Origin of the sequence: Acaryochloris marina MBIC11017, from assembly GCF_000018105.1 — a bacterium.
GTDB lineage: Bacteria > Cyanobacteriota > Cyanobacteriia > Thermosynechococcales > Thermosynechococcaceae > Acaryochloris > Acaryochloris marina.
This window is the reverse complement of sequence record NC_009925.1, coordinates 6,205,670-6,232,645: the sequence shown is the minus strand read 5'-3', so window position 1 is coordinate 6,232,645 and position 26,976 is coordinate 6,205,670. Positions and strand designations below refer to the sequence as shown.

General features: G+C 48.0%; 27 protein-coding genes. 7 read left to right on the top strand and 20 right to left on the bottom strand.

Annotation, left to right across the window (positions count from 1 at the left end; all coding sequences use genetic code 11):
* Nucleotides 1–14: 14 nt before the first annotated feature.
* The gene (gene istB / locus AM1_RS27760; protein WP_083776749.1) at nt 15–833 is read left to right on the top strand and encodes an IS21-like element ISAcma26 family helper ATPase IstB; all 819 of its coding nucleotides are present in this window, start codon (nt 15–17) and stop codon (nt 831–833) included.
* A gap of 184 nt (nt 834–1,017) precedes the next feature.
* Here istB and AM1_RS27755 read toward each other — a convergent pair whose 3' ends face one another.
* The 13 genes from AM1_RS27755 to AM1_RS27695 form a co-directional block, all read right to left on the bottom strand.
* Nucleotides 1,018–1,425: a VOC family protein gene (locus AM1_RS27755; protein WP_012166273.1), complete on the bottom strand. Its 408-nt coding sequence runs from the start codon at nt 1,423–1,425 to the stop codon at nt 1,018–1,020.
* Between the two features lie 76 nt (nt 1,426–1,501).
* Nucleotides 1,502–2,125 (bottom strand): GUN4 domain-containing protein, encoded by a 624-nt coding sequence (locus tag AM1_RS27750; protein WP_012166272.1) that lies wholly within the window; start codon nt 2,123–2,125, stop codon nt 1,502–1,504.
* 40 nt (nt 2,126–2,165) lie between these two features.
* Nucleotides 2,166–3,590: a cation:proton antiporter gene (locus tag AM1_RS27745; protein WP_012166271.1), complete on the bottom strand. Its 1,425-nt coding sequence runs from the start codon at nt 3,588–3,590 to the stop codon at nt 2,166–2,168.
* 121 nt (nt 3,591–3,711) lie between these two features.
* Entirely contained in the window at nt 3,712–4,365 is a 654-nt protein-coding gene (locus tag AM1_RS27740; RefSeq protein WP_261891557.1) for an NADPH-dependent F420 reductase, read from the bottom strand.
* Nucleotides 4,366–4,380: 15 nt separating this feature from the next.
* On the bottom strand, nt 4,381–5,064 hold the full coding sequence (locus tag AM1_RS27735; protein WP_012166269.1) for an SDR family NAD(P)-dependent oxidoreductase: 684 nt from the start codon (nt 5,062–5,064) through the stop codon (nt 4,381–4,383).
* 147 nt (nt 5,065–5,211) lie between these two features.
* Nucleotides 5,212–6,228: an NmrA/HSCARG family protein gene (locus AM1_RS27730; protein ID WP_012166268.1), complete on the bottom strand. Its 1,017-nt coding sequence runs from the start codon at nt 6,226–6,228 to the stop codon at nt 5,212–5,214.
* Between the two features lie 14 nt (nt 6,229–6,242).
* Nucleotides 6,243–7,127, bottom strand: a complete 885-nt coding sequence (locus AM1_RS27725; RefSeq protein WP_012166267.1) for an NmrA family NAD(P)-binding protein — start codon at nt 7,125–7,127, stop codon at nt 6,243–6,245.
* A 205-nt stretch (nt 7,128–7,332) separates the two neighbouring features.
* Nucleotides 7,333–8,076, bottom strand: coding sequence for an SDR family NAD(P)-dependent oxidoreductase (locus AM1_RS27720; RefSeq protein WP_012166266.1), 744 nt, complete (start codon nt 8,074–8,076; stop codon nt 7,333–7,335).
* 96 nt (nt 8,077–8,172) lie between these two features.
* Nucleotides 8,173–8,850, bottom strand: a complete 678-nt coding sequence (locus tag AM1_RS27715) for an NADPH-dependent F420 reductase (protein WP_012166265.1) — start codon at nt 8,848–8,850, stop codon at nt 8,173–8,175.
* A 56-nt stretch (nt 8,851–8,906) separates the two neighbouring features.
* Complete coding sequence (locus AM1_RS27710) at nt 8,907–9,713, bottom strand: SDR family NAD(P)-dependent oxidoreductase (RefSeq protein WP_012166264.1); 807 nt, start codon at nt 9,711–9,713, stop codon at nt 8,907–8,909.
* A gap of 92 nt (nt 9,714–9,805) precedes the next feature.
* The gene (locus tag AM1_RS27705; RefSeq protein ID WP_041660653.1) at nt 9,806–10,003 is read right to left on the bottom strand and encodes a hypothetical protein; all 198 of its coding nucleotides are present in this window, start codon (nt 10,001–10,003) and stop codon (nt 9,806–9,808) included.
* Nucleotides 10,004–10,114: 111 nt separating this feature from the next.
* A complete protein-coding gene (locus tag AM1_RS27700; protein WP_012166262.1) occupies nt 10,115–13,378 on the bottom strand; it encodes an efflux RND transporter permease subunit in 3,264 nt (1,087 codons plus the stop codon).
* Entirely contained in the window at nt 13,378–14,742 is a 1,365-nt protein-coding gene (locus tag AM1_RS27695; protein ID WP_012166261.1) for an efflux RND transporter periplasmic adaptor subunit, read from the bottom strand. The genes AM1_RS27700 and AM1_RS27695 overlap by 1 nt, the downstream gene beginning before the upstream one ends.
* 1,223 nt (nt 14,743–15,965) lie before the next feature.
* Here AM1_RS27695 and AM1_RS27690 point away from each other — a divergent pair.
* Complete coding sequence (locus AM1_RS27690; protein WP_012166259.1) at nt 15,966–16,889, top strand: LysR family transcriptional regulator; 924 nt, start codon at nt 15,966–15,968, stop codon at nt 16,887–16,889.
* A 131-nt stretch (nt 16,890–17,020) separates the two neighbouring features.
* On the opposite strand, the gene AM1_RS27685 is transcribed toward AM1_RS27690, so the two are convergent.
* Nucleotides 17,021–17,911 (bottom strand): helix-turn-helix domain-containing protein, encoded by an 891-nt coding sequence (locus AM1_RS27685; protein ID WP_049783800.1) that lies wholly within the window; start codon nt 17,909–17,911, stop codon nt 17,021–17,023.
* Between the two features lie 263 nt (nt 17,912–18,174).
* Here AM1_RS27685 and dps point away from each other — a divergent pair, with 263 nt between their 5' ends.
* Nucleotides 18,175–18,675 (top strand): DNA starvation/stationary phase protection protein Dps, encoded by a 501-nt coding sequence (dps, locus tag AM1_RS27680; RefSeq protein ID WP_012166257.1) that lies wholly within the window; start codon nt 18,175–18,177, stop codon nt 18,673–18,675.
* 314 nt (nt 18,676–18,989) lie between these two features.
* Here dps and AM1_RS27675 read toward each other — a convergent pair whose 3' ends face one another.
* The 6 genes from AM1_RS27675 to AM1_RS27650 all read right to left on the bottom strand — a co-directional run bounded on the left by AM1_RS27675 (nt 18,990) and on the right by AM1_RS27650 (nt 22,612).
* Nucleotides 18,990–20,357: an MATE family efflux transporter gene (locus AM1_RS27675; RefSeq protein ID WP_012166256.1), complete on the bottom strand. Its 1,368-nt coding sequence runs from the start codon at nt 20,355–20,357 to the stop codon at nt 18,990–18,992.
* Nucleotides 20,358–20,660: 303 nt separating this feature from the next.
* The gene (locus tag AM1_RS27670; RefSeq protein ID WP_012166255.1) at nt 20,661–20,912 is read right to left on the bottom strand and encodes a hypothetical protein; all 252 of its coding nucleotides are present in this window, start codon (nt 20,910–20,912) and stop codon (nt 20,661–20,663) included.
* Between the two features lie 113 nt (nt 20,913–21,025).
* Nucleotides 21,026–21,691, bottom strand: a complete 666-nt coding sequence (locus AM1_RS27665; protein ID WP_012166254.1) for a hypothetical protein — start codon at nt 21,689–21,691, stop codon at nt 21,026–21,028.
* Nucleotides 21,692–21,704: 13 nt separating this feature from the next.
* Entirely contained in the window at nt 21,705–22,184 is a 480-nt protein-coding gene (locus AM1_RS27660) for a hypothetical protein (RefSeq protein ID WP_010479413.1), read from the bottom strand.
* Nucleotides 22,185–22,188: 4 nt separating this feature from the next.
* Nucleotides 22,189–22,410, bottom strand: a complete 222-nt coding sequence (locus AM1_RS27655; protein WP_010479416.1) for a type II toxin-antitoxin system HicB family antitoxin — start codon at nt 22,408–22,410, stop codon at nt 22,189–22,191.
* On the bottom strand, nt 22,397–22,612 hold the full coding sequence (locus tag AM1_RS27650) for a type II toxin-antitoxin system HicA family toxin (protein ID WP_012166253.1): 216 nt from the start codon (nt 22,610–22,612) through the stop codon (nt 22,397–22,399). The genes AM1_RS27655 and AM1_RS27650 overlap by 14 nt, the downstream gene beginning before the upstream one ends.
* 148 nt (nt 22,613–22,760) lie before the next feature.
* Between AM1_RS27650 and AM1_RS27645 the strand changes: the two genes are divergently transcribed.
* From AM1_RS27645 to AM1_RS27630, 4 genes are all read left to right on the top strand, one after another.
* Nucleotides 22,761–23,240 carry a hypothetical protein gene (locus AM1_RS27645; RefSeq protein ID WP_012166252.1) on the top strand — a complete coding sequence of 160 codons (480 nt, stop codon included), beginning with the start codon at nt 22,761–22,763 and terminating at the stop codon, nt 23,238–23,240.
* A gap of 30 nt (nt 23,241–23,270) precedes the next feature.
* Nucleotides 23,271–24,200 carry an IS5-like element ISAcma6 family transposase gene (locus AM1_RS27640; protein ID WP_012161013.1) on the top strand — a complete coding sequence of 310 codons (930 nt, stop codon included), beginning with the start codon at nt 23,271–23,273 and terminating at the stop codon, nt 24,198–24,200.
* A 42-nt stretch (nt 24,201–24,242) separates the two neighbouring features.
* Nucleotides 24,243–24,887 carry a tyrosine-type recombinase/integrase gene (locus AM1_RS27635; RefSeq protein WP_012166251.1) on the top strand — a complete coding sequence of 215 codons (645 nt, stop codon included), beginning with the start codon at nt 24,243–24,245 and terminating at the stop codon, nt 24,885–24,887.
* 391 nt (nt 24,888–25,278) lie between these two features.
* A complete protein-coding gene (locus AM1_RS27630; protein WP_012166248.1) occupies nt 25,279–26,952 on the top strand; it encodes an ISL3-like element ISAcma23 family transposase in 1,674 nt (557 codons plus the stop codon).
* The last annotated feature ends 24 nt before the right edge of the window (nt 26,953–26,976 follow it).

The window sequence follows — 26,976 nt, the reverse complement described above, 5'->3', positions numbered from 1 at the left end:
TTCACTTGAACTTTATGACAAACTCCTCCCCTCCTGCTCAGTCCCCGCTGAGCCCCTACCAGCACCTGAGCCTCTATTTAAAAAAGCTCAGGCTCTCCCACATGTTGACCCATTGGGAATCTATCGAATCCCAAGCCATGCAGGAAAACTGGTCCTATGCGGAATTCTTACTAGCCTTGTGCGAAACGGAGGCCCAAAGAAGAGAACAAGCTCGCCTAAAACGTGCTCTCACCGAAGCCAGGCTCCCAAACGCAAAAAGTTTTACCAACTTTGACTTTAGCCATTGTCCCCAGCTCAATCCTGCTCCCTTGATGCAATTAGCCGCAGATCCGGGTTGGTTGGAGCGCGCCGAGAACTGCCTTATTTTGGGACCCTCGGGCGTTGGAAAAACACATCTGGCCACTGGAGTGTCCAAAAAGATGCTGGAATTCGGTAAGCGGGTGAAGTTCTTTGCAGCCAACGCATTGGTTCAACACTTGCAACAGGCGAAGCTCCAACTGCAGCTGCATCCAATGCTCAAAAAACTGGACCGCTATGATCTGTTGGTCTTGGATGACTTGGGCTATTGCAAAAAGTCGGAAGCGGAAACGTCCGTTCTGTTTGAATTAATTGCGCATCGCTATGAACGAAAAAGTTTGTTGATTACAGCGAATCAACCCTTCAGCCAATGGGATGACATTTTCACTGATTCGATGATGGCGGTGGCTGCCATTGATCGCTTAATTCATCATGGCTTGATTATCAAAATTCAAGCCGATAGTTATCGGCGCAAATCAGCGACTCAGAGAACGGCTCAAACTCAGTCTCCACCTCAAAAATCCCAGTCCAAATAATCGAGCGATCACTGGTTGTCATTTCGATCACGGGTTGTCGTTTTGTTCTGAAGGTATCGTATGAGGTCTGAAAAAGAGCTAACGCAAAGGGAGTGTACGCCAAATAATACGGTCCAAATTTGGGGGTTGATCCGCCTTGTGGTTGTCGCGACATCGCCTATGGGGTTGACATCCAATAGCTAAATTATGAAATGAGTACATCAGTCATCTGCTCTATTTCAATCAAATTCCCGTCTGGATCTCGAAAGCAGGTGGACAGAAATCCTCGATCCGGATAGCTGGTAGGAGGGGCTAACAGCTCTACCTGGTGATTCTTGAGATGAGTAGTCGCCTCTTCCAAATTACTGACCTGGAATGACAGCACAATCTGAGCATTGTGAACATCAAAACTGAGCGATTCTTCCTTGGGAATAAAATTATCCAGGTTTTGGCGATTGAATAGGGTAAGCCGAATCGAGTTGGCATCAAATTCGACATATTCATCCCTATCATCTTCAAACTTGACCGGAAGTCCCATAATGTCTCGGTAAAACGCTTTGCAGGCGTGAAAGTTCGCTACATTGAGTCGAGTGTAGATATATCGAAAGTCCATTTTTCTAGTCTCCTATCGTTTGGCAAACGCTTCCGTTGGGTATTGGACAGCAACCTTCTCAGCCCCAGGAAATGTCCTAAAGCTCACAAATTAATAATCGCCCCAAAAAGTAATTGGTCATTTTGGACCCATAGGGCGAATTCCACCAGCCAGAAGGATGGCAGCCCAAGGGTGCCTCTAAAGAAAAATCCAGTTCGCTGCATTTCCGCCAGCGATCGCCCTCTCGCCAGCCGAGGCGCTCTCCCCATTGCTCCACTAGTTTTTGATCCTGGGCGATCGTCGTGTCAAATGTACCACCCACCTCTTGATAAATACGGACCTGTACACTAAAACCAAACTTCTCTTCGCTATAACTTTGCCAGAGTTGATCCAGGACTTGAAGTTGACCACAGGGAAATGTACGAATGTCATCGGGAGTGAGCTGTTCTAGATTTGTCACGCCTTCAATTTCTTGTATGAGTTGAATCGTCTCTTGATCAGCCTCATACCAACGGTGGGCGGCCAGGTGGTCTTGAAGCTGTTGATAACGATAGAGATCGCCGACAGCCAATAAACGTTGCTCAATTTTAGTCACTTGCTTAGATAACTGCTGCAGGGGTGAAACCTTTGCCTGGAGTTCATTGAGCTGGGTTCCGAGTTGCTGAAGTTGAGCTTGAATCGCAGCAAGCTGTTCACTTAAGGCATTTTCAGCGTCATTCATGGGATTAATCCTTATTTTGCAAACAGGACATCAATTATTCTTAAAATTTTCCTCCTACCGCTTCCTCTATTTCTGCAAAGCGTTTGGCAGTGTCTGCCGTTAAGATTTCGGGTTGAGACGGGAAGACCCATCGCAACAGGAGCGGCGCTATCAACGTTGTGACTACGACCATAATCAATACCGCCGCATCCTGGGACTCAGATAGAACTCCAGTGGACGCTCCGAGCCCCGCAAACACCAAGCCTACTTCTCCCCGAGGAATCATACCTATACCCACGGCCAGTCGGTTAATCGGTTTATCTCCAAGGATGGTAAATCCCGCGATAACCTTGCCGATTACGGCAATCGCAATCAGACAGGCAGCAATCACCAGCCCCTCTCGGTTTTCTGGCACCAGTGGATTCAGAACGTTCAGATTGACGCTAGCGCCAATGGTGACAAAGAAAATGGTCGTGTAAACGAACACGAAGGGCTGCACCAATCGCATCAGTTTTTCCCTCTGACTGGTACCGCCTAAAACCAGTCCTGCAGCGAAAGCGCCTAAGAGAGCTTCGAGGCCGAATGAGATCGCAAGTAATGCCAAAATATTCAAAAAGGCAAAGGAGCAAAGCAGTAACGCAGCCGGGTTATCAAATCGCTCAATATTCTTCGTAAACACAGGGCAGAAATAGCGATTGAGCAGAACCGCCAACAGCACAAACACGGCAGCATTGATCACGAGCAGGATCAAACTTGACGGCTCAATAGAACCTGTTTCCACAAGACTCAGGGTCAGGGCCAGGACCACGATTCCGAGAATATCGTCGAGAATAGCGGCCCCAAGAATCACTTGCCCTTCATCAGATTGTAAATGGCCAATTTCCTGTAAGACATTGGCGGTAATGCCGATACTGGTAGCAGTCAGGGCTGCTCCGGCAAAAATGGCAGGAATCGTGGGGACATGGAAGATGTAGATGAGTGCGATCGCACCCCCGATCAGCGGTAGAAAAACGCCCGTCATCGCCACGGCAACGGCCTGGGGACCCACGCGAATTAACTCTTCTAGATCGGATTCTAATCCAGTGACAAACAGAAGGGTCAGCAAGCCAATGGTGGCGCTGTTATTGATGAATTCCCCCATCTGAAACTGATAGGCATTCATCACCGTATCGGGTGGCGCACCGGTCGCCAGTTCAAGCAGATGAAGTATTGAACCATTGGCGACCTGATCAACCTCTGCAAAGACCAGAATACTTAGAACAGAGCCCCCTAGAATCATGCCAGTGGCTAAGTCGCCCAACACCGAGGGGAGCTTCAGCCGGGTGCAGAGTTCTCCGAGGAGGACACTGAGGAGGAAAACCAGACCTGCCGTCACTAGCAAAGACGCCGTGACCGCTTTGGTAAAGCTTTCGTCTGATTCCACTACCGCCAAGACAACGGATGGAGGCCACTGTGAGGGTAAAGGTAAAACTGGAAGTTCGATCATGATCAACACTGAAAACTAGAGAATAAGGTGTACAGGTCGAATTGAGGTACTTACCTCTAAAGCGTTCATGGCTTTTGGGAATGCAAGCGCGAAGGGTGTTGTGTTTTTTATGCCAGTTTGCTTACCGAAGCTGTTGCAAAATGGCTTTAGCTTCAGAGATAGGCAGGTTCTTGTTATAGAGGGGTGCCCCAGGCTCAAACAAGATGCCATCGGCTAAAACTCCTATATCTTGCGGAGCAAGGCCAATTTCCTCAATAAGCTGCGTAACGGTTGCTTTGGCCTGTTCGTCATCACCACAGACCTGTACTGCGATGCGAGCATCTTCAGATTGGAATGCTTGCTCTTCCAGCACCTTGAAGTAGATCGAATTGAATGCCTTGATAGTCTTCGCACCTGAAAACTGAGCAGAAACATAGCCAGTCGCTGTCTGAGATGGATCATCGATCACTTGCTGGGCAACCGCACCGTCCCGTTGGGGATAGGGATTCCCTGCATCAATCAAAACCTTGCCGTCAAGTGTCCCAACCTGCTGAGCTACGTCCGGCACTTTGCCAAAGGGAATCGCCAGCAAGATCACATCTCCAAACTTGGTCGCTTCCTCAACGGTGCCGGTTTGGGCATTGACCGCATCCGCCATCGGCTGCAGTGTTTCGGGATGGCGAGAGCTGAACATCACCTGATGCCCCACACCTGCCCAGTGGCGTCCCAGTGTGCCGCCGATATTGCCTGACCCAACGATGCCAATCTTCATACTTGCTCCTTGTTCTCCAGAAATATTCTGCTGATACTTTTATCGCTGCTGTAGGTTGAGATCTTGAACGTCAACGAGTGGTGATAGGCTTAATAGCCACTCGACACTGTGAATCAAGTCTGAAATCGGTATTACTTTTTGAGGTGGGAATCGACCCTCTTGAATATCTGACAGAACTTCTTCCGTTGCTACGTTGCCAGGATTGATAACGGTGAAGCCTATCTTGCGGTCAAACGCAATTCTGAGTGCCTGGACAGCGCCCCGCAAACCAAACTTTGAGGCTGTGTTGGCAACCTCCGCTGAGGCTCGGTTATCTAGTCCTGATAAAGAACCGATATAAATTGCTCTGGGATTAGCGGCTTGCAACAGGTTATCGGAGAGTATGCGAGTGATTTCAATGGGTGCGATCGTATTAACGCCGATCACAAAACGGGTTTCAGCATCAGAACTCTCTGTAAAGTTATAGTTCTGAGTAAAAGCATCCGTCTCCCAAACGCCTCCCATAAACAGTAGAGCATCTAACGTTTCAGTTCCTATCGCATCTCCAACAGCTTGGATTCCACTCGGTTGAGAAATGTCTGCTTTGATCCAACTATTAACCTTTGCCTGAGTGCGTGACACCGCGAATACTTTGTGCCCATTGTTGTGGAAGTGCTGTGTAACGGAAGCACCAATCCCACGACTAGCACCTACCACCACAACTGTTTCTTTCCTACTGTTCATACGGACGTACTCAAACTAAGTTTCTGAAAACATCTATCAGGCCATTCCGAAGGTGGCCAATAGCTGGGTTGATAGGCGCGATAGCCATTTGCGTAGCTCCTCTTCTTGAGGCAGGCCAGCCATAGACCATGGCAACCCCATGTTCATTCAGCCAGTTGCCGGATTCTTACGCATACTTCGTGCTTCACCCCGCCAGCCTGTTTCCTGTAGCCACTGGCGAAATGATCTGAGCCCCGGATGTAACGTCCGCAGCTCATCAAAGTCCCGCCGCTCAAAGAAGCCGTCACGATACATCAGCATGTTGTTGAGGGGATCGTGGGCATTGGGTAAACCAGAATCAAGAAACTCCTGTTCCGTCATCGGCTGGTAGGCCGCAGGAATGCCCGTAACCGCTTCAAAAGTTTGGACAATCTCAGGTAAGGTGGCTTCCTCAGATGCGATGCGGAGGGTTCGTCCGCCCCAAGTTTTGCGATGGTCTACGACCGGCCTTCGGCCATCGCACAACATCATACGGGCGAAATAGCCGAGATCCGCCAACGCAACCATCTGCCAAATCCCATCGCCTACGATAGGACCGCGAAAGATCTTACCTAGACGACCGTCTGGCAATTCTCCATCATCAGGTGTAAAGAAGTCATAGAAGTTTTCGATATACGGACAGGTCACCAACACGCTGACGTGATTGCTGAACCAGCCATCCTCAATCTGTCGCATAAACTCATCAGAACGGTGGTAGTCAATATCCGCTTCAACGGATGCCTTGGCGTCGTAGTGCGGTACACAACACTGACCGCCGGATAAGCGACTGGCCGGATCCAGTGATGCATAAACAAAGTGATCGACACCGGCTCGGCGAGCTGCGTTAATGGCCCCGTGAGCATGGGCTCGCTCACCGTCAACGCTACCTGATGCGAAGAATGCAGTATTGCAAAAGACAGCATCGACATCCTTCATCGCAGCTTCTACGCTTTGCTCATCATCCAGATCGCCTTTGACTAACTCAATGCGTTGCTTATCCAGTTCCACAAGCTGTTTAGCCTGATCGCTTGAAGGATTTCGCGTCATCGCCAATACATGACAGTCTCGTGATTGATCGGCAATCAGTGCGCGGATAACGGATGAACCCATCGCGCCTGTCGAGCCAATAATCAAAATTCGTTGCATTATCTTCTTACTCCTTAAATACCCTGCAGCAGTGCTTCACGTTTTTGCTGGCACCATTCCCGAAAAGAGATCGATGGGCGACCGGTTACATAGGGAACGTCATCTCGAATAGTTGCAACATAGGCCATGCGACCGTCGATCACCTGTCGCATAAAATCAACAACGCCTGCTGCATAATTGGGTTCAACGCCTGCTCCCTGCATAAGGGTGGCCAGCTCATCAGGTGTTTTATGGTCACATACCACTGTCTGCCCTAAAACATCCGTGAGGAGTTCAGCCGCTTGGTCACCCGTCAGAGAATCAGTACTAAGCCAGTAATCTTTACCGCTATGCTTCTGTGGACCTTCGCAGAGAACCCGGACGGCCACTGCTGCAACATCGTCCAGCGCAATCCAGCCTACTGCTTTGTTGTTGACGAACATTGGGAATGATCCCTTTTGCAAGGCGGTTAGCCCCAAAAGATTTTCCATAAAGTAGTTGGGATGCAGATGGGTCCAGGCTATTCCACTGGCTTTGATATAGGACTCGACAAGCTGATGCCAAATAAAGTGGGGGTCAGTTGTGTCCCAGTTGGCAAAGACACCCTGATGGACGATATGACTGACGCCGCACTTGATGGCAGCATCCACGAGGGTTTTGATTTGGAACAGCATATCGACGGTATAGCCGCTGATCACAAACATGCGATCAACGCTGTTGAGGGCAGGGCCAAATGTTGCTGGATCATCGAGATCTAAGCGCACAGCATCCCGGCCCCTACTGGTCCATTCATCAACCTGTTGCTGTCGTCGTGAGCAGATGCGAATAGCGTAATCGCCCGGAGCCTCATCAAGGTGTGCGAGTACTTTGGAGCCTGTTTGCCCGGTGGTTCCTAGAACTAGAATGACTGGTTTATGCATGATGTTCTTTCCCTCCTATAGGTTAACGACGGCTCAATAGCGGGCTTTTCTGTCCTGAACATGCTGGACCGCTGGTTGATGTCTGCGATGGCTGTTAGCGTAGCTCCTCCTCTGGAGGCAGGCTGGCCGTAGACCATCGCAAACTGTCCATACATCGGCGCAATTAGCAACTGCATCTTCGTCTGTGGTGTCTGTCACTCTCGCACTACAAACCACCATCAACACTAAGTTGCTGTCCAGTCACCCATCGGCCTAAATCAGAGGCTAGAAAGAGAACGGCGCGTGAAATATCCTCTGCAGTGCCGAGTTCTCCGAGAGCCGCTTGGCCTGCCATCCACTGCATCTGTTCTTCAGGAGTATCAGACACCCAGTCTGTTGCGGTGTAACCCGGCAATAGGCTATTGACCGTAATTTTCTTAGCGCTGAGTTCTCTGGCCCACGTTCTCGTAAATTGCTCCAAGGCACCTTTTGAAGCCGCGTAGATACTCGACATGGGTACATAGTGTTGGGTAGAGCCAGATGAGATATTAATGACTCTGCCCCCTTCAGGTATAAGTCTCACCATTTTTTGCACTAGGAAAAACGGGCCTTTGACATTGGTTGCAAAGAGCTGTTCAAACTCATCCTCGGTGACTTCATCAAAGGGTTTGCTCACAAATCGTCCGGCGTTGTTAATCAGAATATCGACTTTGCCAAAATCTTTCTCAATGGCATCGGTAAGCTGGTTGATGTTGTCTAGATTAGAGGCATCAGACTGATAGCCCTTAATCGTGCCTAGACTCGATAACTCACCTTCAAGGGCTTTCGCCTTTTCGGTGCTGTTGGCATAAGTAAAGGCTACTGCGGCTCCTTGTTCCATTAAATCTTTAACGATGGCTTTACCAATGCCTCTAGAACCTCCTGTGACCAATGCAACTTTATCTTTGAGTTGCAATACATCTACGTTCATCGTTTTTCCTCATTTGTGTGAACTATTTCTACGCTTGAACTAGGCGGCAATGACCGTATCGATTTTGGACATTTCGGTAAACCTCAAATATATGGGTCAAGAGCCGGATTGCCGTCTGCCCAGCCTCTGCTGAGAAGCCTCTGGTAGGACATTAACGGAGATCGTTGCATAGGGACCAAGCCCCATTCCGCCAATCATGAAGCGAATAAAGTCACCCAAAGCCTCCAACATCCGGGCACTGCGGAGGGGGCCACAGTCAATGGGATTAAATCCAATATCTTTGGCTAAAGTCATTGTGGTCTGTCGTGCTTCTAGATCGTCACCACAGATATAGACCGATACCTGATGTTCCTGAAGCGGTTCAGGCGATAGCTCAAACACCTCTTGGGCTATTGTGTTAAAGGCTTTAACAACGCGGGCGTTGGGAACATCCACCGCTAGCTTTTCTGCCAAAGACTCTGCCATCAACGGACCGTAGGCAAACCCTTCTGGGATATCACGATTGTTACAGTCAAGAATGATCTTGCCAGCCAAGCAATCCGTGGAGGATAAAACAGTGGACGGCATTACGCCTCGTACCGAGTAGAAGATTACTTCACCAAACTCAGCCGCTTCGTCGTTGGTGCCCCCTTGGGTATTGTGACCTGCGAACTCAGCGACGGACTTTGCCTTGTTGGGATCGCGTGATCCCCAAAAAATTTCATGGCCTTGCTCTGCCCAGAGAATGCCGAGAGAACGAGACATGTTTCCCGTCCCAATCAATCCAATTTTCATCTCTTTTATCAGTTTGAGTATTTTTGTTCTTCCTTTTCAGCGGGTAGTTTAGGCGATTAATTAATTGAACCAATATTGCCGCCATCAACGCGATAGTCTGCACCATTGATGAAGTCTGCCAGCGGGCTCGCCAAATAAGTCACCATATTGGCAATATCTTCGACTCGTCCTACACGCCCGGTTGGATTCGGCCAGACTTCACGAGCCGTTCGCTTCTCGAGTTCAGCCCAATCATCGGTGTCCCAGCCCTGCCCAGCGGCAATTCCGCGTATAGCTTTCTCTAAACCAGAGGTGCGGATGGTACCGGGAGAGAGGGTGTTAACCGTAATGCCGCTATAGGCTAATTCCTTAGCCAAACTGACCGTTAGATTGACGATCGCAGCTTTTGCAGCGGCATAGTCAGCAATCTGGGCGGTGGGTTGAGTGGCCACACCACTGGAAATATTAATGATTCGACCCCATCCAGCCGCTTTCATTTGGGGTGCAAACTGCTGAATCAATCGGACTGCCGAGAGGACGTTCTGCTGGTAGGTATTGGCCCAGTCTTCAGCAGTAGCATCAAACCAGTTGATCGCCCCACCCCCACCAGCATTGTTGACGAGGATATCAATCCCATCAAATGCCTGAGCTGCAGCTTTAGCGACTTGTTTGGCAGGTTCGTCTGCCGAGAGATCGCCGATCGCCACCGCTGCTTTCCCCCCATTTTGAACAATCTCATTCATCACCTGATTTGCCCGTTCCTGATTGCGTCCATTAACAACGACAAAGGCACCTTCAGAGGCGAGGGTTTTTGCGATCGCGGCTCCAATGCCGCTGCTGCTGCCGGTAACGAGTGCGCGTTTGCCTTGAAGTTTAAGGTCCATAGTTTTTGATGTTGTGTAAAGGGTACGAAGAACTTTTAATAGGAAAGGCGGTCCAGCGTGTGGTGTGGTCTGAGCCGCTGTCAAAACTTGCTTTACTCATCTACCTCCTCATCCTTGTACTGTTGAACAGCTTCATAACCTGTACCGATCAAAAATCCTAGGGTTGAACCCACCACAAAAATGACGGGTCTTCGAGATTGCATCGGACTCACATGACCCACGACAATGCCTAGGACTGCACCTGCTAGCGCCGTCATTACACCGGAAAAGATCAGCATCCTAAAATTCATGTCTGATACCACCTGTTTAGGCAAAAATAAATGAGCCGATCAGCATGATGACCGTGGCGAAAAATAAACCATTGTTCATCCAGTCATTGAGCGTCCAGTCCTTAAACACGATTACTCTCCCGATTGACTTTGGATATTGCTAACCTCAGCACCGCCGTCTGATTGCCTCTCGGTCAGCCTTTGCGGATCTTTCTGGTTGGTTCGGCCTCCCTTGAGGAAGTCTTCCTCTAGGTTTTTAATCACGATATAGAGAATGGGCACGAAAATCAGACTCAAGATGGTGGCGACCAACATGCCACCAAAAACAGCAGTTCCCAGGGACCAGCGACTGACAGCCCCTGCGCCAGAGGCAATCACTAATGGAATAAACCCCGCTAGAGTTGAAATCGCGGTCATTACAATCGCTCGAAACCGTTGTTCTGAAGCAAAAATAGCGGCCTGCCGGATTTTCATGCCCAAGTCGCGATTTTTGTTGGCAAATTCCACAATCAAAATGGCATTTTTACTCGCCATTCCAATCAGCATCACTAAACCCACCTGAGCGTAAATATTGTTATTGAGGACGGGCCACACCCCGCCTGCCTGTAAAAAGGTGGCTCTAAACCAAATGCCGCCCAGGGCACCCAGAATCGCTAGGGGCACAGAAAGCATGATAATGAGCGGATCGATATAGCTCTCGTACTGGGCCGCTAGAACCAAAAACACCATGATAAAGCTGAGACCAAATACCACTGGGGCGGCTCCACCTGCCGTTTTCTCCTCAGCAGCCGTATTGGTCCACTCATAGTCAAAACCAGGCTGCAGGGTGGCTTCAGCCACTGCTTCCATGGCCTGAATAATCTGCCCTGAACTATAGCCAGGTGCTGGGGCGATGTTGACCTTAATCGCGGGATAAGCGTTGTAGTTGTTGACAATGGGGGGATAAGAAATTTGCTGTGTATTGATCAGATTACTGAGCTGTACAAGGGTACCCGTTCGCGATCTCACATACAAACTATCGATATCTTCTGGGCTTTGGCGTCGGGCAGCCTCAGCTTGAGCATAGACGCGGTAGAGACGACCATCCAGCACAAACTGGTTAATAAAGTTAGACCCCAGATAGGTTTGCAACGTACTTAGAATTTCACTGACGTTGACGTTTTGGGCATTCGCACGGTTACGATCAATCTCCGCTTCCAGCATCGGGCTATCGAAGGTAAACGTCGTCAGGGCCAGGGCGACCTCTGGCCGTTGATTGGCCGCAGTAATCACCTGTTGGGTATTGGCAATCAAGGCCTCCATCCCACGTCCTTGACGATCCTCAATAAAAATTTCTGAACCGCCGAAGCTACTGAGACCATCAACAGCAGGTGCATTAACCGCAAGCACACGCCCCCCATCAATCTGCTGCTGAAAATCCTGATTCGCTCGCTGCAAAACACCAAAAATAGAGCTGGAATCTTGGGGGCGCTTGTTCCAGGGATGGAGCTTGACGAACATGACGCCCTTATTACTATTGAGACCATCAAAGGAGAAGCCCGATAACCCCATGGTATGCTCCACTTCCTCGTAATCCATCATCATTTGAGCGGCCTGCTGGGTGATGTTGTGGGTGTAGTTCAATGACACCCCTGGCGGACCTTCGATGATGACGAAGAAATAGCCCTGGTCCTCTTCCGGGACAAATCCCTGCGGCAAGGTTTGATAGATCCAGCCCGTCAGCACGAGGCCCGCGACAAAGATGCCAATGATCAGAGGTGTGATGCGGGTGAAAAACTCGATCAGCTGACGATAGTGATCCTTAAGCCAGGCAAAGCTACGGTTAAATCTGGGGAACAACCAACCCAATGGCCCCTTTACAGGTTCTGCCCGTCGTAGAAAGACCCCAGACATGGAGGGAGAAAAGGTTAGAGCATTAAAAGTGGAGAAGACAACGGCAAAGGCAATGGTCAAGGCAAACTGCTTATACACAATTCCGGTTGTTCCGGGGAAAAACGTGACTGGGATAAACACGGCCATCAGGACGACAGAGGTGGAAATCACAGCTCCCACTAACTCGTCCATAGCGTCAAGCGCAGCCTGTCGGGGACGCATCCCCTGGGACAGCTTCGCCGATACGGCCTCGACGATCACAATTCCATCATCTACCACTAACCCCGTGGCGAGGATGCAGGCAAACAACGTCAACTGGTTGAGGGTAAAGCCAAGGACCAGCAGCGCAATCATGGTCCCCACTAGTGCTACTGGAATTGCCACTGCCGGAATTAAGGTGGCTCGCCAGTCCTGAAGAAAGATGAAAATAATCAGGACGACCAACCCGATTGCCTGGGCTAGGGTCACTAATAGATCACGCAGCGACGCGTTAATAAATAGTGTATTGTCATGGGCAATCTCAGCCTTCAACCCTCGGGGGAAATCCGCTGACAACTCTGCCATCTTGGCTTTGACCAGCTCAGCCGTATTGAGGGCATTTGTACCGGGAAGTTGGTAGACAATCAATCCAACCGCCGGATCCTTAGCATCAAATACAGCTTGGGAGAAATAGTCCTCTACTCCGAGTTCGGCCCGTCCCACATCCAAGACTTTGATCAGTGTGCCATCAGCCTCTGACTGGACCACAATATTTTCAGCTTCCTCAACGGTGGTGAACCGCCCTAAGACCCGTAAGGGCAACTCAAATTGCTGCTGGGGGAGGCCGGGTTGTCGGCCCACACCACCCGCCCCCACTTCAAAGTTCTGCGTCTGAACTGCGTTAACAACATCAGCAGCAGTCAATCCCCGAGCTGCCAGCTTATCGGGGTCGAGCCATAGCCGCATGGAGTATGCCGCAGCCCCGAAGGCTCTCAAACTGCCTACCCCTTCAATTCGCTTGAGTTCATTCCACAGATAACGATCCAAATAGTTGTAAAGAAACTGGGGATTGTAATAGTAGCTTCCGGCCTCATCTTTCTCGGAATAGAGTGAGTACACCAGCGTAACGCTGGGCGATTCCTTCTCAGTGGTCACTCCAGTAGAGATAACGCTAGGCGGGAGTTCTGACTGGGCTTGAGCGACCCGATTTTGCACCAGAACCTGGGAAATATTGGTATCTTTCTCCACTGGAAAAGAAACGTTTATGGTGGCAGTGCCCGTGTTATCCGTACTTGAAGTCATCCACTTGACATCTTCAGTACCGTTAATCTCTCGCTCCAGCACGGTGGTGACGTTATCGACTGCAGTCTTAGCATCTACTCCCACATAGTTGGCCCGAACTGCAATCTGTTTAGGAGCAATTTGGGGCAGTTTATCGAGCGGCAACAAGGCCATCGCAATGACCCCCAACAACACAATCACAATGGTGCAGACCGTTGTTAATACCGGGCGTTTAATAAAAGGGCTAGAGACAGACAGCAGCATTAATGAGTCCCCTGTGTCTTCTGAATCTTGGATTCCAATCGTCCGACCGTCTCTGCATCTGTAATCGGCGTATTGTCTTTCAAGCTCAAAATATTGGAAGTGGCAATGCGATCTCCAACTTTGATACCAGACAGTATTTGATAGGCTTGATCCTGAATTCTGCCTAGTTTGACGGGTTGCTGTCGAACCATCATCGACCGCTCACCAGATTGGGTACTTTGCTCTTGGGCAATATAGACAAAGCTTTGTCCACCTAAGGTGGAAATGGCAGTGGTAGGAATTAATATGCCAGGCCTTTCATTCCAAATCACTCGAACCCTCACGTACTCGCGATCTCTAAGGCGACGTTGGTTTGGGAAAGTTGCCTTGGTCAGAATCGATTGGGCATTTTGCTGAACGAGGGGAGCTATATAGTTTATCTGTCCCCTAACGATATGGCGCTCATTGTTCCCAATCGTTTCCACCGCCAATCCCCGCTTTATCTGATCGCGATTTTCGATGGGGATATTAATATTAAGCTCAAGAGTCTGATTATTGGTCAGTGTCGTCAGTTGCTCCCCCACGCTGACATAATCTCCCACTTTCTTGCTATCAAAGCTACCAATCACACCATCAATTGGGGCACGGATCGTATTGAACTCCAAGTTCTGACCTACTGCTCTCAATTCAGCCTTAGATCGAGCAATCGCGGCTTTTTGGCTGTCCACATTAGCCTGGGCTTGATCAACCTGCTGATCGGCTGCCTGTTGGGACTCAATTGCTGCATTCAGCGATTCCCGCCGAGAGTTTCGCTGGGCAATATTTGTTTTCAGATCTCGTGTCGAATCGTCCAAGTTCTGCTGGGGAAGCACCCCATCCTTAACCAGCTTTTTAGTGCGGTCCAGGTTAATCTGGGCCAGCTCTACTTCAGCCTCTATCGTCTGGAGATCAGCCTTAGCACTTTTGACTTGAGCAGCAGCTGCAGCACGATTAGCTTGGGCGGTTCTTAGTTCAGCCACTGCTTGCCCTAATCGTGCCCGCTCAACGTTGACACTTTGGCTAGCTGCGTTCACATTTTCGCGATCCCGGGTGGGTTCTAAGCGGACAATCTTGTCACCTCGACGGACGCGATCGCCCTGCCTGACAAAAATCTCCAAAATCCTGCCGTCAATACGGGGAGCCAGACTGACGCGATCACGAGCCGTCGATGTACCAATAAATTCACTACTGTCAACCAATGTGTCAGATTCGACAGTGCTTAATTTAACCGCGATTGCCTGGGGCTGATTCACTTGATCACTGCTACCGCATCCTCCCAGGGTGATCGCAAAAAGGCCAACACACATAATCATCCGAGGAAGGCCACTATACCGAGATTCAATCATTTCGACTTGCCCATGTCATTTCCTGAGTCGCGAAGGATGGATTTCTCCATGCTGAGTTGTCTTTGAAATTGGAAACCTATATCCATCGCTCTATGCAACTGTGGAGGACAAAACCTTTCCAGAAGTCATTCGCCTCCAATCGGTCATTTCCATCGTTTTCTATGAGAGAGAAGTAGCTTCACCAGCTAAGTCTCTAAACTAGGTAAAAACTGATTGTTTTTCTTGTCTATTCTTGTCTTCCTTAGTCAATTCTTGCTGTCATCAATATGATGAATATCTATTATTAATAGAACTAATATTTGATTCTTGAACTAATTAAAGGATTTAGAGTATATTGTGCCAAAATAATGATTTTTTCAGTGTTTTGCAAGGATAAAATGCACAGGTATTTAGTCTTATAAATGTCTGGTTGAGCTTTTCCATCTCCATATTCAATGCCTAATTAGAATCCTAGGAAGCGAGTCATTTTAATTCATAAAAATCATTAATAAATACAATTTAGTAGTATTTTATACAGTCAATTAGTTGAGAATATACAGTATTTTTGCAGGAGCAAATACAATGCCGTACTTTGAATCAATATATTGATTATCACCTTTGATATTGGTGGGCAAAGAAAGGGGATCGCTGTATTTGTAGCTTGCTCTCTAGCTCTGTCAATCGACTTCTTTGGAACTTGACGTCAAAATCAAAATTGACCGAGAGACAGCAACCTCTTAGCTAATCACATTAGCCCTTGGGGTTGGTCCACCTGCCGGGGTGATAACGCTAAGGCGCAAAGGAGCGTTGATTGGAATGGCCTGATTGAGCAGTTGTACAGCTCCTACAAAATCCAAATCTCTAAAGTTTTTAGCTATAGACATTTCAATAACATCGTTGAAGACCAATCTAGACAGTATCTAAGGTATTTCAACCACTTGAGTTAGGTATCAAAGGGCATCGCTAGATTTTGGCTAATGCAATTTCTAGCCAAAGGTCTTTTTCTTGGGCCCTCGTCTATTGATACAGGGGCTTCGATCATCTGACCATCAGTTCTACCTATTTCGTGGAATTGGATAGCGTTCGTCATATGGGTCTCCCTGATTGCGATAAGCATTAAGGCAGCTTGAGAGTTGTGGCTCAATTTGCCCCTCTATCGGTAGACTAATGACCATTGACAGCATGAGTCAAATGAATATTATAGATAAGTAATATCGATGACACTAATTCCAGAAGATTCTTCAGTGACTATTGACTACTCAAGCCTCCGTCAGCTTGATCTCAATCTATTACTTGCGTTCGATATCTTGGTTCAGGAAGCAAGCGTTACGCAGGCTGCCGAAAAACTCAACATGAGCCAATCCGCTATGAGCCACGCATTGAAGCGATTAAGAGCGGTGCTGAAAGATCCCATTTTGATTCGAACCTCCCAGCGACAGATGGAGGTTACTCCCTACGCCCTAGAAATTAGCCCACAGGTGCGACAAATCTTGGCAGAAATTCAAGAAACGCTCTTAGCTAAAGATGTGTTTAATCCAGCCACCGCTCAAGAAGATTTTCGGATTGCGACAAACGACTATGTTGAAGCCACACTCAGCGCTAATTTGCTCCAACAACTGACTCAGCAAGCCCCAGGAATACAAATTCGAGTAAAAGGGTTGAATAAAGATGCAGTTTTAGCAGCGCTCGATGACAATAGTATTGATTTATTTATTGGAGCTGGGTTGGACCTCAAGCGTTGGCATGTTCAAGAATCCCTCTATCAGGAAGAATTTGTCTGCGTTTTGCAGAGTGACTGCCCATTGACTGAACTATCACTAGAACAATATGTGGAAAGGACTCACATTCTTGTATCCTTTCAGGACGACTTTCGCGGCATTGGCGATTTGATTTTAGAACAACAGCAGCAGTCCCGCCAGGTCGTTTGGTCAACGCCCCACTTCATGGTTGTTCCCTTTCTCCTAGCCAATTCAGATTGTGTTGCTCTCCTCCCCAAGCGGATGGCAGAGCGGTGCGCCAAAGAGATGGGATTGAAGCTTTTACCACCACCAATTGATGTCACCAGATTTACAGTCTCTATGATTTGGCATCAGCGACACAATAATCGCCCTCAGCACCAATGGTTGAGAAAACAGTTCCTTATCGCAGCAAAGCAATTAGCAGATTGAAGACAGTAGGTCTAATTTATTGTTGGAAGAATGCGTTTTCTGGACTTCAGTAATGTAGTGTCCAATAAACTGAGGATGGGGGAAGCCTCGAGCCATGTTTAAGATGTACTGGCTATGGAATTAGCCCACCATTAAATAGTTGAATTCTCTCGATAAGTTTTGGGTGTAATACCGACAGTTTTGCGAAAATGTTTCGTCATATGACTTTGGTCGGCAAAACCACAGGTTAGCGCAATGTCTGTGATAGATAGTGAATCATTCTTTAGCAGCTGCTTGGCTTGTTGGATTCGTCGCTGCAGCACATAGCGATAGGGAGGCACCCCCATTGATTCCTTAAACATTGACGAAAAGTGATGCTGACTCAGGTCAACCACTGCTGCTAAATCCGCTAAACCCATATTTTGATCGAGGTTGGCATCGATATAGTCCAGAACATTACGTAGCCGTTTGCTTCCTATTCCACTCCCATACTTACGAATCAGGGGCTGATGGGTGCAATAGTTCCGAAGTAAATGAAGCGAGATTAAATTTGCGAGTGAATCAGTGTAAATGCGATCACCTACTTCTCGGCGCATTACTTCTTGACGGCAAGTACGGGCAAAGAAGGAAAGCTGGGGGTCCATCCCAAAGGTGACGTTTTTGAGTTCAACTGAACTTGGATCTAAACATTCTGTCTCGGCTGCCACCTGCTGAAGATGTGAAGGTTCAATGATAATTGCTATGACTTCATCGATGCTATTCCATGCCCAGGTCGCAGGTGTATTCGCTGTCGCTAGCCAGAAGGCACCCACTGGATTTTCACCCTTATAGGTTTGATTGCCGATTCGAGTTAACTGTTGGGTACTCCCCTGGCTCATAGTAACCAACAAAGCATGTTGGGCGAGACCAGGCGTAGACAGTTCACCAGGTTCCTCCATGTGGTGTTCAATAGTGAGACCACCAGACTTGAGAGGCTGCCGCGACATAACCCAATCATGCGGAACGAGCTGCTCGAATGTCTGCTGTTGAGCTGAGTTTTTCATCTTTAGAGTATTGTTTCCCACATTTAATCACTCAATGTTCGAATTGCCCTCTATCGATAGATAGGTATATTAGCAAGGAGATTGGATATTCTTCGGATAAGTGGAGATACATTTAAGTCTCGATGAGAGTTGCTTCATTGATTTTGAAGCAATCTTTAATAGCTTGTGTGATCGCAATTCGACTATATTCCCCAAAGATGGACAAGACAAGAATTATCAGACTGGTTATGGTGGTTTGAATCTATAAAGGTTCGATAAACGATATGAACTTAAATGGTGAGGTGCACTACTATGCCACTCGGCTCGAACTAGCTCCTGAAGTTCAGGTTGAAATTATTGAAATTCTCAACCAAACCTTGGCCACTACAATTGATTTGCGAGCAAAAGTGAAATGTGCCTGCTGGAACGTCAAGGGGATGCAGTTTTTTGCTCTCTACCAACTGTTTGAGCATCTTGCATCAGAGTTAGATCACTTTGCTGATTTAGTTGGAGAGCGGATTGTGACTTTGGGAGGTGTAGCCATGGGAACAGTTCAGGTAGCTACCCAACGATCAGAGATTCCAGCATATGCCTTACGTGTTATGGAGAGTAAAGGTTACGTGATCTTATTGGCTGAGTTTGTTAGTTTATATGCAAAGTCGTTACGGGCCAGTATTGAAATTGCAACGGGCTTGGAAGAGGCAAACACAGCTGACTTATACAGAGAAATCTCTCGGGCCGTTGATAAGATGCTGTGGATGTTGGAAGCTCATCTCCAAGTTTGAGGAGGAATTCCTATATATTCTCTTTTTTCCAACAATGATGCAATTGGATGGTTAGCTATTGGCTTATTCATCCCTGATAGGCCCAATGTACCCATCGATTTAGCCAATGATGGTTCAGAAATACTCTCACCGAAAGTGGTTGGCTAATTTAAATTAACAATTGTTGAACCCATCCTAGCTCGTAAGCATTCTCAATAAACCTATAAAACTGAATAGCAAACCAAGCTGTTTGGGACTTTGGGCATGCTTTAGTTTATCTGAGAGTTGTACAAAAAAATTTTCTGTAAGGTTGTGACAGTTGTTTTCAATCTCCCTTAAGTTTTCTGAGCTTCAGTATTATTTGATACTGTTTTCATACGCTGTAAACAAGTTCTTCGGCTCCACACATAGGCCCCAAAGCCAACTATCAGGTTGGCAGTTGCTGCTGCCAAAAAGATACCCGTGGGTCCAGCCATACGGCTGCCGATATAAGCCAGGGGAATATAGCATCCCACCATATGAGTTCCTGTAATCGTAATTGAAGGGATAGGTTTGCCCATCGCATTAAAGGCAGAACTGGTTATCTGCAACATCCCAGCAGCCCCATAGCTAATGGGTACTAGCCACAGATATCGAGTGGCGATTTCGATCACCTTGGGATCTGGATTGAAAATTGCAGCTAGCGATCGCCCACTCAGTCCCAGCCCTACCGCCATGAGTATCCCCCAACTAAGGCAGAAGCTATAACCGTAGCTGAGGGCCTGCCGTACCCGATCAACTTGGTGAGCCCCCCAATTTTGCCCAACAAAAGGTCCCATACTAGAAGCCAAGGCCATGACGGCAATCATAGCCAGTGATTCGACTCTGGAGGCTAAGCCAAATGCAGCCACAGATGCAGCACCATGAAAAGCAAGAAAACTGGTAATAACTCCAATTGATACTGGTGTGATCATGCTGGCAGCAGCAGCTGGTAGCCCCACTGACAAAATGTCACGCCAGCACCAAAGCGTTTCCTGGATGGTAGAAATTTGGGTAGACAGCAAATTCTCTTTGAAATGCAACACTAGCAAGGCGGCGACTAATGAGATGGCCCGAGCTATCACCGTAGCCAGAGCTGCGCCTTGTAATTCCAATCGGGGAAACCCTAAAGCACCATTTATCAGCAGCGGATCCAACAGGATATTCGTAGCTGCAGCCACGGTCATGATAATGCTGGGGGTTAAGGTATTTCCGGTTGCGCGAATGGCACTATTACCCACCATGGGCACTACCAAAAACACGATACCAAAATACCAAATCCGCATGTATTCACGGATGAAGGGAAGGATTTCAGGGCCGGCTCCCAACGCCTTAAACAGCGGATCGATGGTGAACAATCCCACGCTAGCAAACAGAAACACTGCTGTTAGGGCCAGAGTTAAGCTATTGGTGGTAAAGCGTTGTACACGGCGCATATCTCCTTCACCAATGGCTCGTGCAATTACGGAAGTAGACCCAATTCCCAACCCAAAGGCTAGATTGCCTAAGGTGAGTACTACTGGAAATGTGAAGCTCATGGCTGCTAGCTGAGTTGTACCCAGCTGTCCCACAAAGTAGGTATCAACAAGATTAAATGCGATTAAAGCAAATAGACCCCATACCATTGGCAGAGTCAGTTTCACAAGTTGAGAACCGACTGGGCCTGAAGTTAAGTTTCGCTTCATAGCAGTTTGAAAACTCCTTGCCTTATTTTCTAAACGTTATGCCTTAGATGAAGGGATTCGAGAGACTTATGGCTATCTTGACTTAGGTAACGGATCCAGACCACATTGAAAGCATGTGGTGCCAGATGGAACGTATTTCTTTGAGAGGCTTTAGCTCAAACGAATAACTTGCAATGTTTACATTATTTCAAGAATTCGAAAGCTCAACTTTCTGATACAGCTGATAGGCCTAGTCCACATCCTATGCCCAAGCTTAGGATCGGTGATGTACTAACTCCGATAGATTTGGTTCAACCAGAGGATCTAAATCCAACAAGATTTGACGTTGAGCAAAGGGCTTATTGTAAGGGCAAGTGAACCCGCACCGAGCAGGTCGATGATGCGCCTCTCTTCAGCACCAATACTGCTGTAGACTTCTTGGAATAAAAACGTGACGGGTCCGCGCTCTACATAGTCAAAGACTTGAAGCAAAAACAAATTTAAGAATTCCCAAAAGAACGTTTCGATCAGTTCTTTGAACAGGCCATCATGGTCAATGGATTCCCATTGTGCCACCCGCTGCTCCGTGATTCGTATTCGATTCGCTGATTGAGTGTATCACTAGCATCTCATCCGAGTTATCCAGGTACGGCTTCTTGCAGAGGTCTTCTAAAAAAGGGAGATAGTCTTCAAGGCTGGCTGTTCAAGGCACCCGTCTTAATCCAGACATTCTGATCGTAAAACCCACCCCGCTGCTCAAACTGAAATCCACCGAGTAGCATTCCTAGCCAGATAGGTACCAGTGACAGCTGTAGCTCCTGTTTTAGCTCGACCAAAGGCACCATCCCAGATGTCCCCTGTAAGTACGTTGAGATGGCATGTACCCATGCCAAAACATCCTCTTCTTCCAAGACTTGCAAGACTTCATCAGGTTGCTCAACCCTTAACTCAGTCTCCAGCTCTTCCAGCAACGATGCCTTGTCCTTGAGCACAACGATCGACTCACACTCCTCTTTGGGCAATGTTCGCCGAGTCACCGGGTCGGGTTCAGCAATTAGATCATCGTCTAACACCATGGATTGCCGAACCATCCCCATTTCGTCATCCAAATCAAGGATGGGACCGTCATCGTTGTGGGCATCTCGCCAGTCCCTGAGGAAGACCTCCGCTCGCCGACTCAAGATTTCTGCCATCTGCAATAGGGCAGTCCCCGCCGTGGATAACTTCTCCTCTAATGGCAACTGGGCGACTACTAAGTCCAATCGCTCCTGCAACTGCTGGAGGTCGCTCTCCACTGGAACCGCTTCCGCTTGATTCAACTGCTGCCAAAGATCGAGTTCCAGTTGCAATGCCATCGTGAACAACCTCCTACGGGAACAAAGGGCAGGGACGAATCGGGCATTGACTTGGATCCACTTCGACTTGTGAATCAAACTGATGCAGTACTTTTCCGTCTAAATGCTCAGAGAAGCGGTTGAGTATATTCCTGGAGTATTTCGTCACATCAGAGTTAGTCCACCCCAGGGTATGGACAGGCTCAACGATCGCAACCCGCTTTTGGCCTATCCACAGCTCCGCTGACATGGCATGAAGGGGCGCATCCCTTCTCGCTCGATACATCCGTCGAATAGCCGCAGGTTTGACGGGGACTTCCACCGTAACTTCAGGAATCAGCTTCCCCGTCTGTAGTTGATATTTCCGTTTCTTATTTCGGTTATAGCGATCGCGGTGTTTATACGAGGAACGTCGCACATGGCAACGCTGGCCCACCCAGCACTCCTTTAACTTTGCTTGGTCCACGGGTAGCTTGGAACATCGACGGCATTTTTCTGCGATCGCACGGGCCATCGTCCTAAACCATTTGCATCATTTGAGGGGCAGGCAAAGTCCAGCCTTCCGCTTCGTAGAATTCCATCAAGGATTCTATGGCTTCCTGCCCATGTTTAGCAGCCTCTTCATAGGTTTGGCCATCAGTAACGGGCTGCATCACCCGGTCAAATTCTGGTAACGACACTACATAGCATTGATCCTCTTCCGACCACTCGATCACCATTCGATACTTAGTCTGAGTCATTCGATAACGCCTCCAATTGCTGTAGCGCTTTCTGCACTTTGCGTTCCAAATAGAGTGGGGCATCTGCCCCATCTTTGCGGGCAACCGTGATCACCTGGGGCAATTGAGGATGCTTCCAGTTACTGTGAGAGTATTTGCCCGGTCGGGAGATAAACCCAGCCTCCTTGAGCATAGCCTTGATCTCACGAATCTTCTTAGGCATCCACCTCTCTCTCCAGCGATGATGTAGCAGATGACCTCACTCTACCATGCTTATTAGTCAAAGTTTAGTCAAAGTCCAAATAATGATTAATTGGGTTATGTGTACGGAAATCGCCATTGACGTACACTAAAATGGATAGGTGAGAATATTGCGATCGCAAATGGAAGCATCAGGGTTAGTTCGCTTAGAAATCGATGAGTCGGCAGTTGATATCGATTTGCTTAGAGCAGTCTTGGTGGAGAAAACCAAACCCTCCACGCGGGAAGGGTATACCAAGGATCTGGTGGACTTCTTTTTATTCGTGACCCAAGGGGAAATGGTCTATGGAGTTGAGGGACCGAAGCGAAAAAGTGAGATAAAGGCGCAGGTGAAGAGGGAATTATCTAGGCTGAGTCAATCCTTTGTGGGGATTGGCAGACTGAAGGCTTTAGAATTAGCCGCTCGGTATCGAGAATGCATGATGCAGCGAGGGTTACAAGCGAATACTATCAATCGGCGGTTGTCCGCAGTGAAGTCCATGGTGCGGATGGCCCGTCGTTTAGAGATGTGTGATTGGACTTTGACGGAAGTTGATGGTTTATCGGGGCGTTGTTGCATGAATAGGTGCTGCGGATTAGGCGCGGGCTAGAGTTTATGTACCACCAAAAACCGCTAGCCCATGAGTTACCAAATCCGCAACTGGTCCGAGTATAACGCTGGTCTCAAACAGCGGGGAAGTGTGACCTTCTGGCTCGAACAATCAGCTATCGTTCATTGGCTAGAAACCACACCGAGACAAAAGCGGGGAGCCTCTCTGACCTATAGCGATACAGCAATCTCCACCTTCGAGACCGTCAAATGTATCTATGGTTTAGCAGGGCGTCAAACCGAAGGATTTCTAAATTCATTGTTTGAGTTGATGGGAATTGAGCTTCCCGTTTGTGACCACAGCACCGTCTCTCGGCGGAAAGGTCAGCTATCGATTTCATTGCCCGTTATACCTAAGCAAGGTGCCATTCACGTCGTTATCGATAGCACAGGGGTCAAAGTCTATGGTGAAGGAGAGTGGAAAACCAGGCAACATGGTGTGAGCAAACGTCGGACGTGGCGTAAACTTCACTTGAGTGTTGATGAGTCCACTGGAGAAATTCTCACGGGTGTCGTGACAACCAATGACGTTCAGGATGGTGAAGTGTTTGAAGATCTCCTTGAAGGCATCGACGATGAGATTGAACAGGTCTCTGCTGACGGAGCCTATGACCAAAGTCATTGCTATGATGCCCTCATGGAGCGCAATGCCACAGCTGCAATTCCCCCAAGGAAGAATGCCAAAATTTGGCAACATGGAAACTGCAATGCTCCACCCCATCCACGAGATCAAAATCTCAGAGCCATCCGAAAACAGGGACGAAAGAGGTGGAAAAAACAAGCCCACTATCATCGGCGGTCTCTAGCTGAAACGACGATGTTTCGCTTCAAAACTATCTTTGGGGGTCAGGTACGTTCCCGTAACTTTGATAATCAAGCCACAGAGTTACTCCTGCAGTGTGCGGCACTCAATCGAATGATTCAGATCGCCAAACCCGAGACTGTTTGGGTTGAAGCTTAAGAATAACGAGGAGAGGCAATTCATCTAGCCTTTACGCGATTCATGCAACAAAGCCGTTTATCGGTGAAACCTTATCGAGATACCAGAGGAATTACAGCCTCTAAATTTCGACTGATGATGGTATTCATCAATCGGTTTTCCCTAGCTGGGGCTCGGGATTTCGCCATGATGACGCTACTCTGGGAGGCGGGATTGCGACGGTCTGAGCTAGTGGGCTGTGATGTCCGTCATTTTGACTCGGAGCAAAAACGTTTGTCGATTTTAGGGAAAGGAAGGAATGAAAGGGAGTGGATTGATTTGACGGAAAGTGGGGTACGAGCCATTTCAGAGTGGCTGGAACTGCGAGAAGTTTATGGCCTCACGGAGCCGTTGTTTATCTCGTTGGATCGGGCGAATTGGGGGTCGAGGTTGTCGGGGACATCGGTGTATCGGATTGTCCGGGCTCTAGCGAAGAAGGCAGGGGTTAGCGAGAACTTTGGGCCTCATAAGGTACGTCACAGCGGCACTACGACTTATCTAGAAATGACCGGTGGGGATTTACGGGGGGCACAAGCCTATTCCCGACACGCCAATCTCAATACGCTCAAGTTCTATGATGACAATCGCAAACAGCTTCAGAAGAAGGCTTCTGCAAAGTTGGCTGAGACAATTTCTTGGAAGAAAGATTCAAGTAAATCTGCTAATTAAAGTTATACCAACCAATTCGACCCATTACTTTTCAATATTCACACTGTACCCACTTGCTATTGGTCTCAATTCTAAAAACTAAGAAATATAGGGTATTACAATGGTTGGGTTCTGGGAAATAGAAATTCTTAAGTAGTTGTGGAAAGTAAATGACAGAATCATCAATTCTGTTGCATTATATTCTAGATATTTTCCAAATTTTGCTCAATGTAGTCTGCTACCGTAAATTGCTTAGGTAGATTGAACTCTTTAACGATAGGTGCGCTGTCCCAATGTGGTTGCCAAGCTGCGATAAATTTCACGAGTGCAAGAACATTGGGCTCTTGTCCTCTTTTGGTGATGCCAACTATGCGGTAGAGGATAGAGGAGTAAACCCTTGCCAGGTCTGGTTATGGAACTCTTCCAACAATTCCTTCCGTGCCAAGACACCCTTCACTTGGACAGTTGGGATCTTGACTCCACAAACCATCAGATGACCTTCCATGTTTCTTCAACTCAAGCTTTGGCTTGTTGCCCAGTCTGCCATCAAACATCACACCGGGTTCACAGTCGCTATGAGCGGACCTTGAGAGATCTTCCCTGTGTGGAATTCTGTCTGACTATTCTGCTTCAAGTTTGCAAGTTCTTCTGTTCCAATAAAACTTGTAAGCGTCGCATTTTTACTGAGCGACTACCCCAGGTCGCGGTTCCTTGGGCTCGGAGGACAGTTCGCTTTGCAGAACACCTTAGTTCGATTGGCTTGGCCCTTGGTGGTGCAGCTGCAGCCCGGCTGAGTTATCAAATCAATTATGGAAGTAGTCGCAATACTATGTTGAGAGCCCTCTTCAAGCTTCCACTTCCCTCAGTGACAACGCCCAAAATATTAGGGGTGGATGATTTTGCACTTCGCAGAGGCCATGAATATGGCACCATTCTTGTGGACCTTGAAAAGCATCAACCTATTGTCTTGTTAACAGATCGCAAAGCAGACACGTTAGCAGATTGGTTGAACGAGCACCCTGGTGTCGAAGTCATTTCTCGTGATCGCTCCAAGGCATATAAATCAGGAGCAAGTGAAGGGGCACCTGATGCATTGCAGGTTGCAGACCGCTTTCATCTACTCCAGAACCTTGAAGAAATTCTAGAAAACGTGTTTAGCTCTCATTCCCAAGTAATCAAGACAGTCGAGTACACCCTGCTGAAAGCTACACTTGCTGAGCATCAAGACACAGAAGCAATGAGCCAGCCTGTGGTGAAACCTCAAGTTGATCCTAATTCTCGTAAGGCTCAAAATCGGGCTCGAAGATTGGAAAAATACGAGCAGACTCATGCTTTACGCAAGCAAGGTTACCTGATCAAAGATATTGCTCATCATCTGGGGATTGGCAAACGCACTGTGTATACCTACCTAGCTGCTGATACATTTCAAGAGTATAAAACCCATCCCCGACGAGGATGGAGTGGTCTTAACCCTTACAAAGCCTACCTGCTTGAACAATGGAATAAAGGTCGTCAGAATTCCAAACAATTATTAGCAGAGATTCAGCAGCAGGGCTTCAAGGGCAGTTATACGATGGTCGTTCGCTACACTCACAAATTGCGTCAGTCTCTACCCCCGCAGCCTCCACGAGATTCCCTCAATGAGCTACCAGGAAGAGGACCTGTTCCTGAGGCTCAAGAGCTCATCCAAAAGCCTTTGACAGTTCAGAGGGCGGCTTGGTTGGTGATGCGCAAGGTGGAAAATCTAACGGAAGAGGATGAGACAATTTTGGAACAGCTGAGTAGTCAACCTGAACTCTCAAAAGCCATTGATCTGGCTCAAAGCTTGCTCTTCATCGTCAGGAAGAGATTACCTCAACATCTAGACCCGTGGTTGGACAGAGCTAAAAATAGTGCACTGAAACCTTTTCAGAGTTTTGCGAAAGGGCTCCTAGACGACTACGAAGCGGTCAAAGCTGCCCTAACACTGGAAGTGAGTAATGGCCAGGTTGAAGGACAAAATAATCGATTGAAAATGGTGAAGCGCCAAATGTATGGGAGGGCTGGTCTCGACCTTTTGAATAAACGCTTGGTGCTTATGAGCTGAAGTAGTTGCTGCTTATAGCTTTGC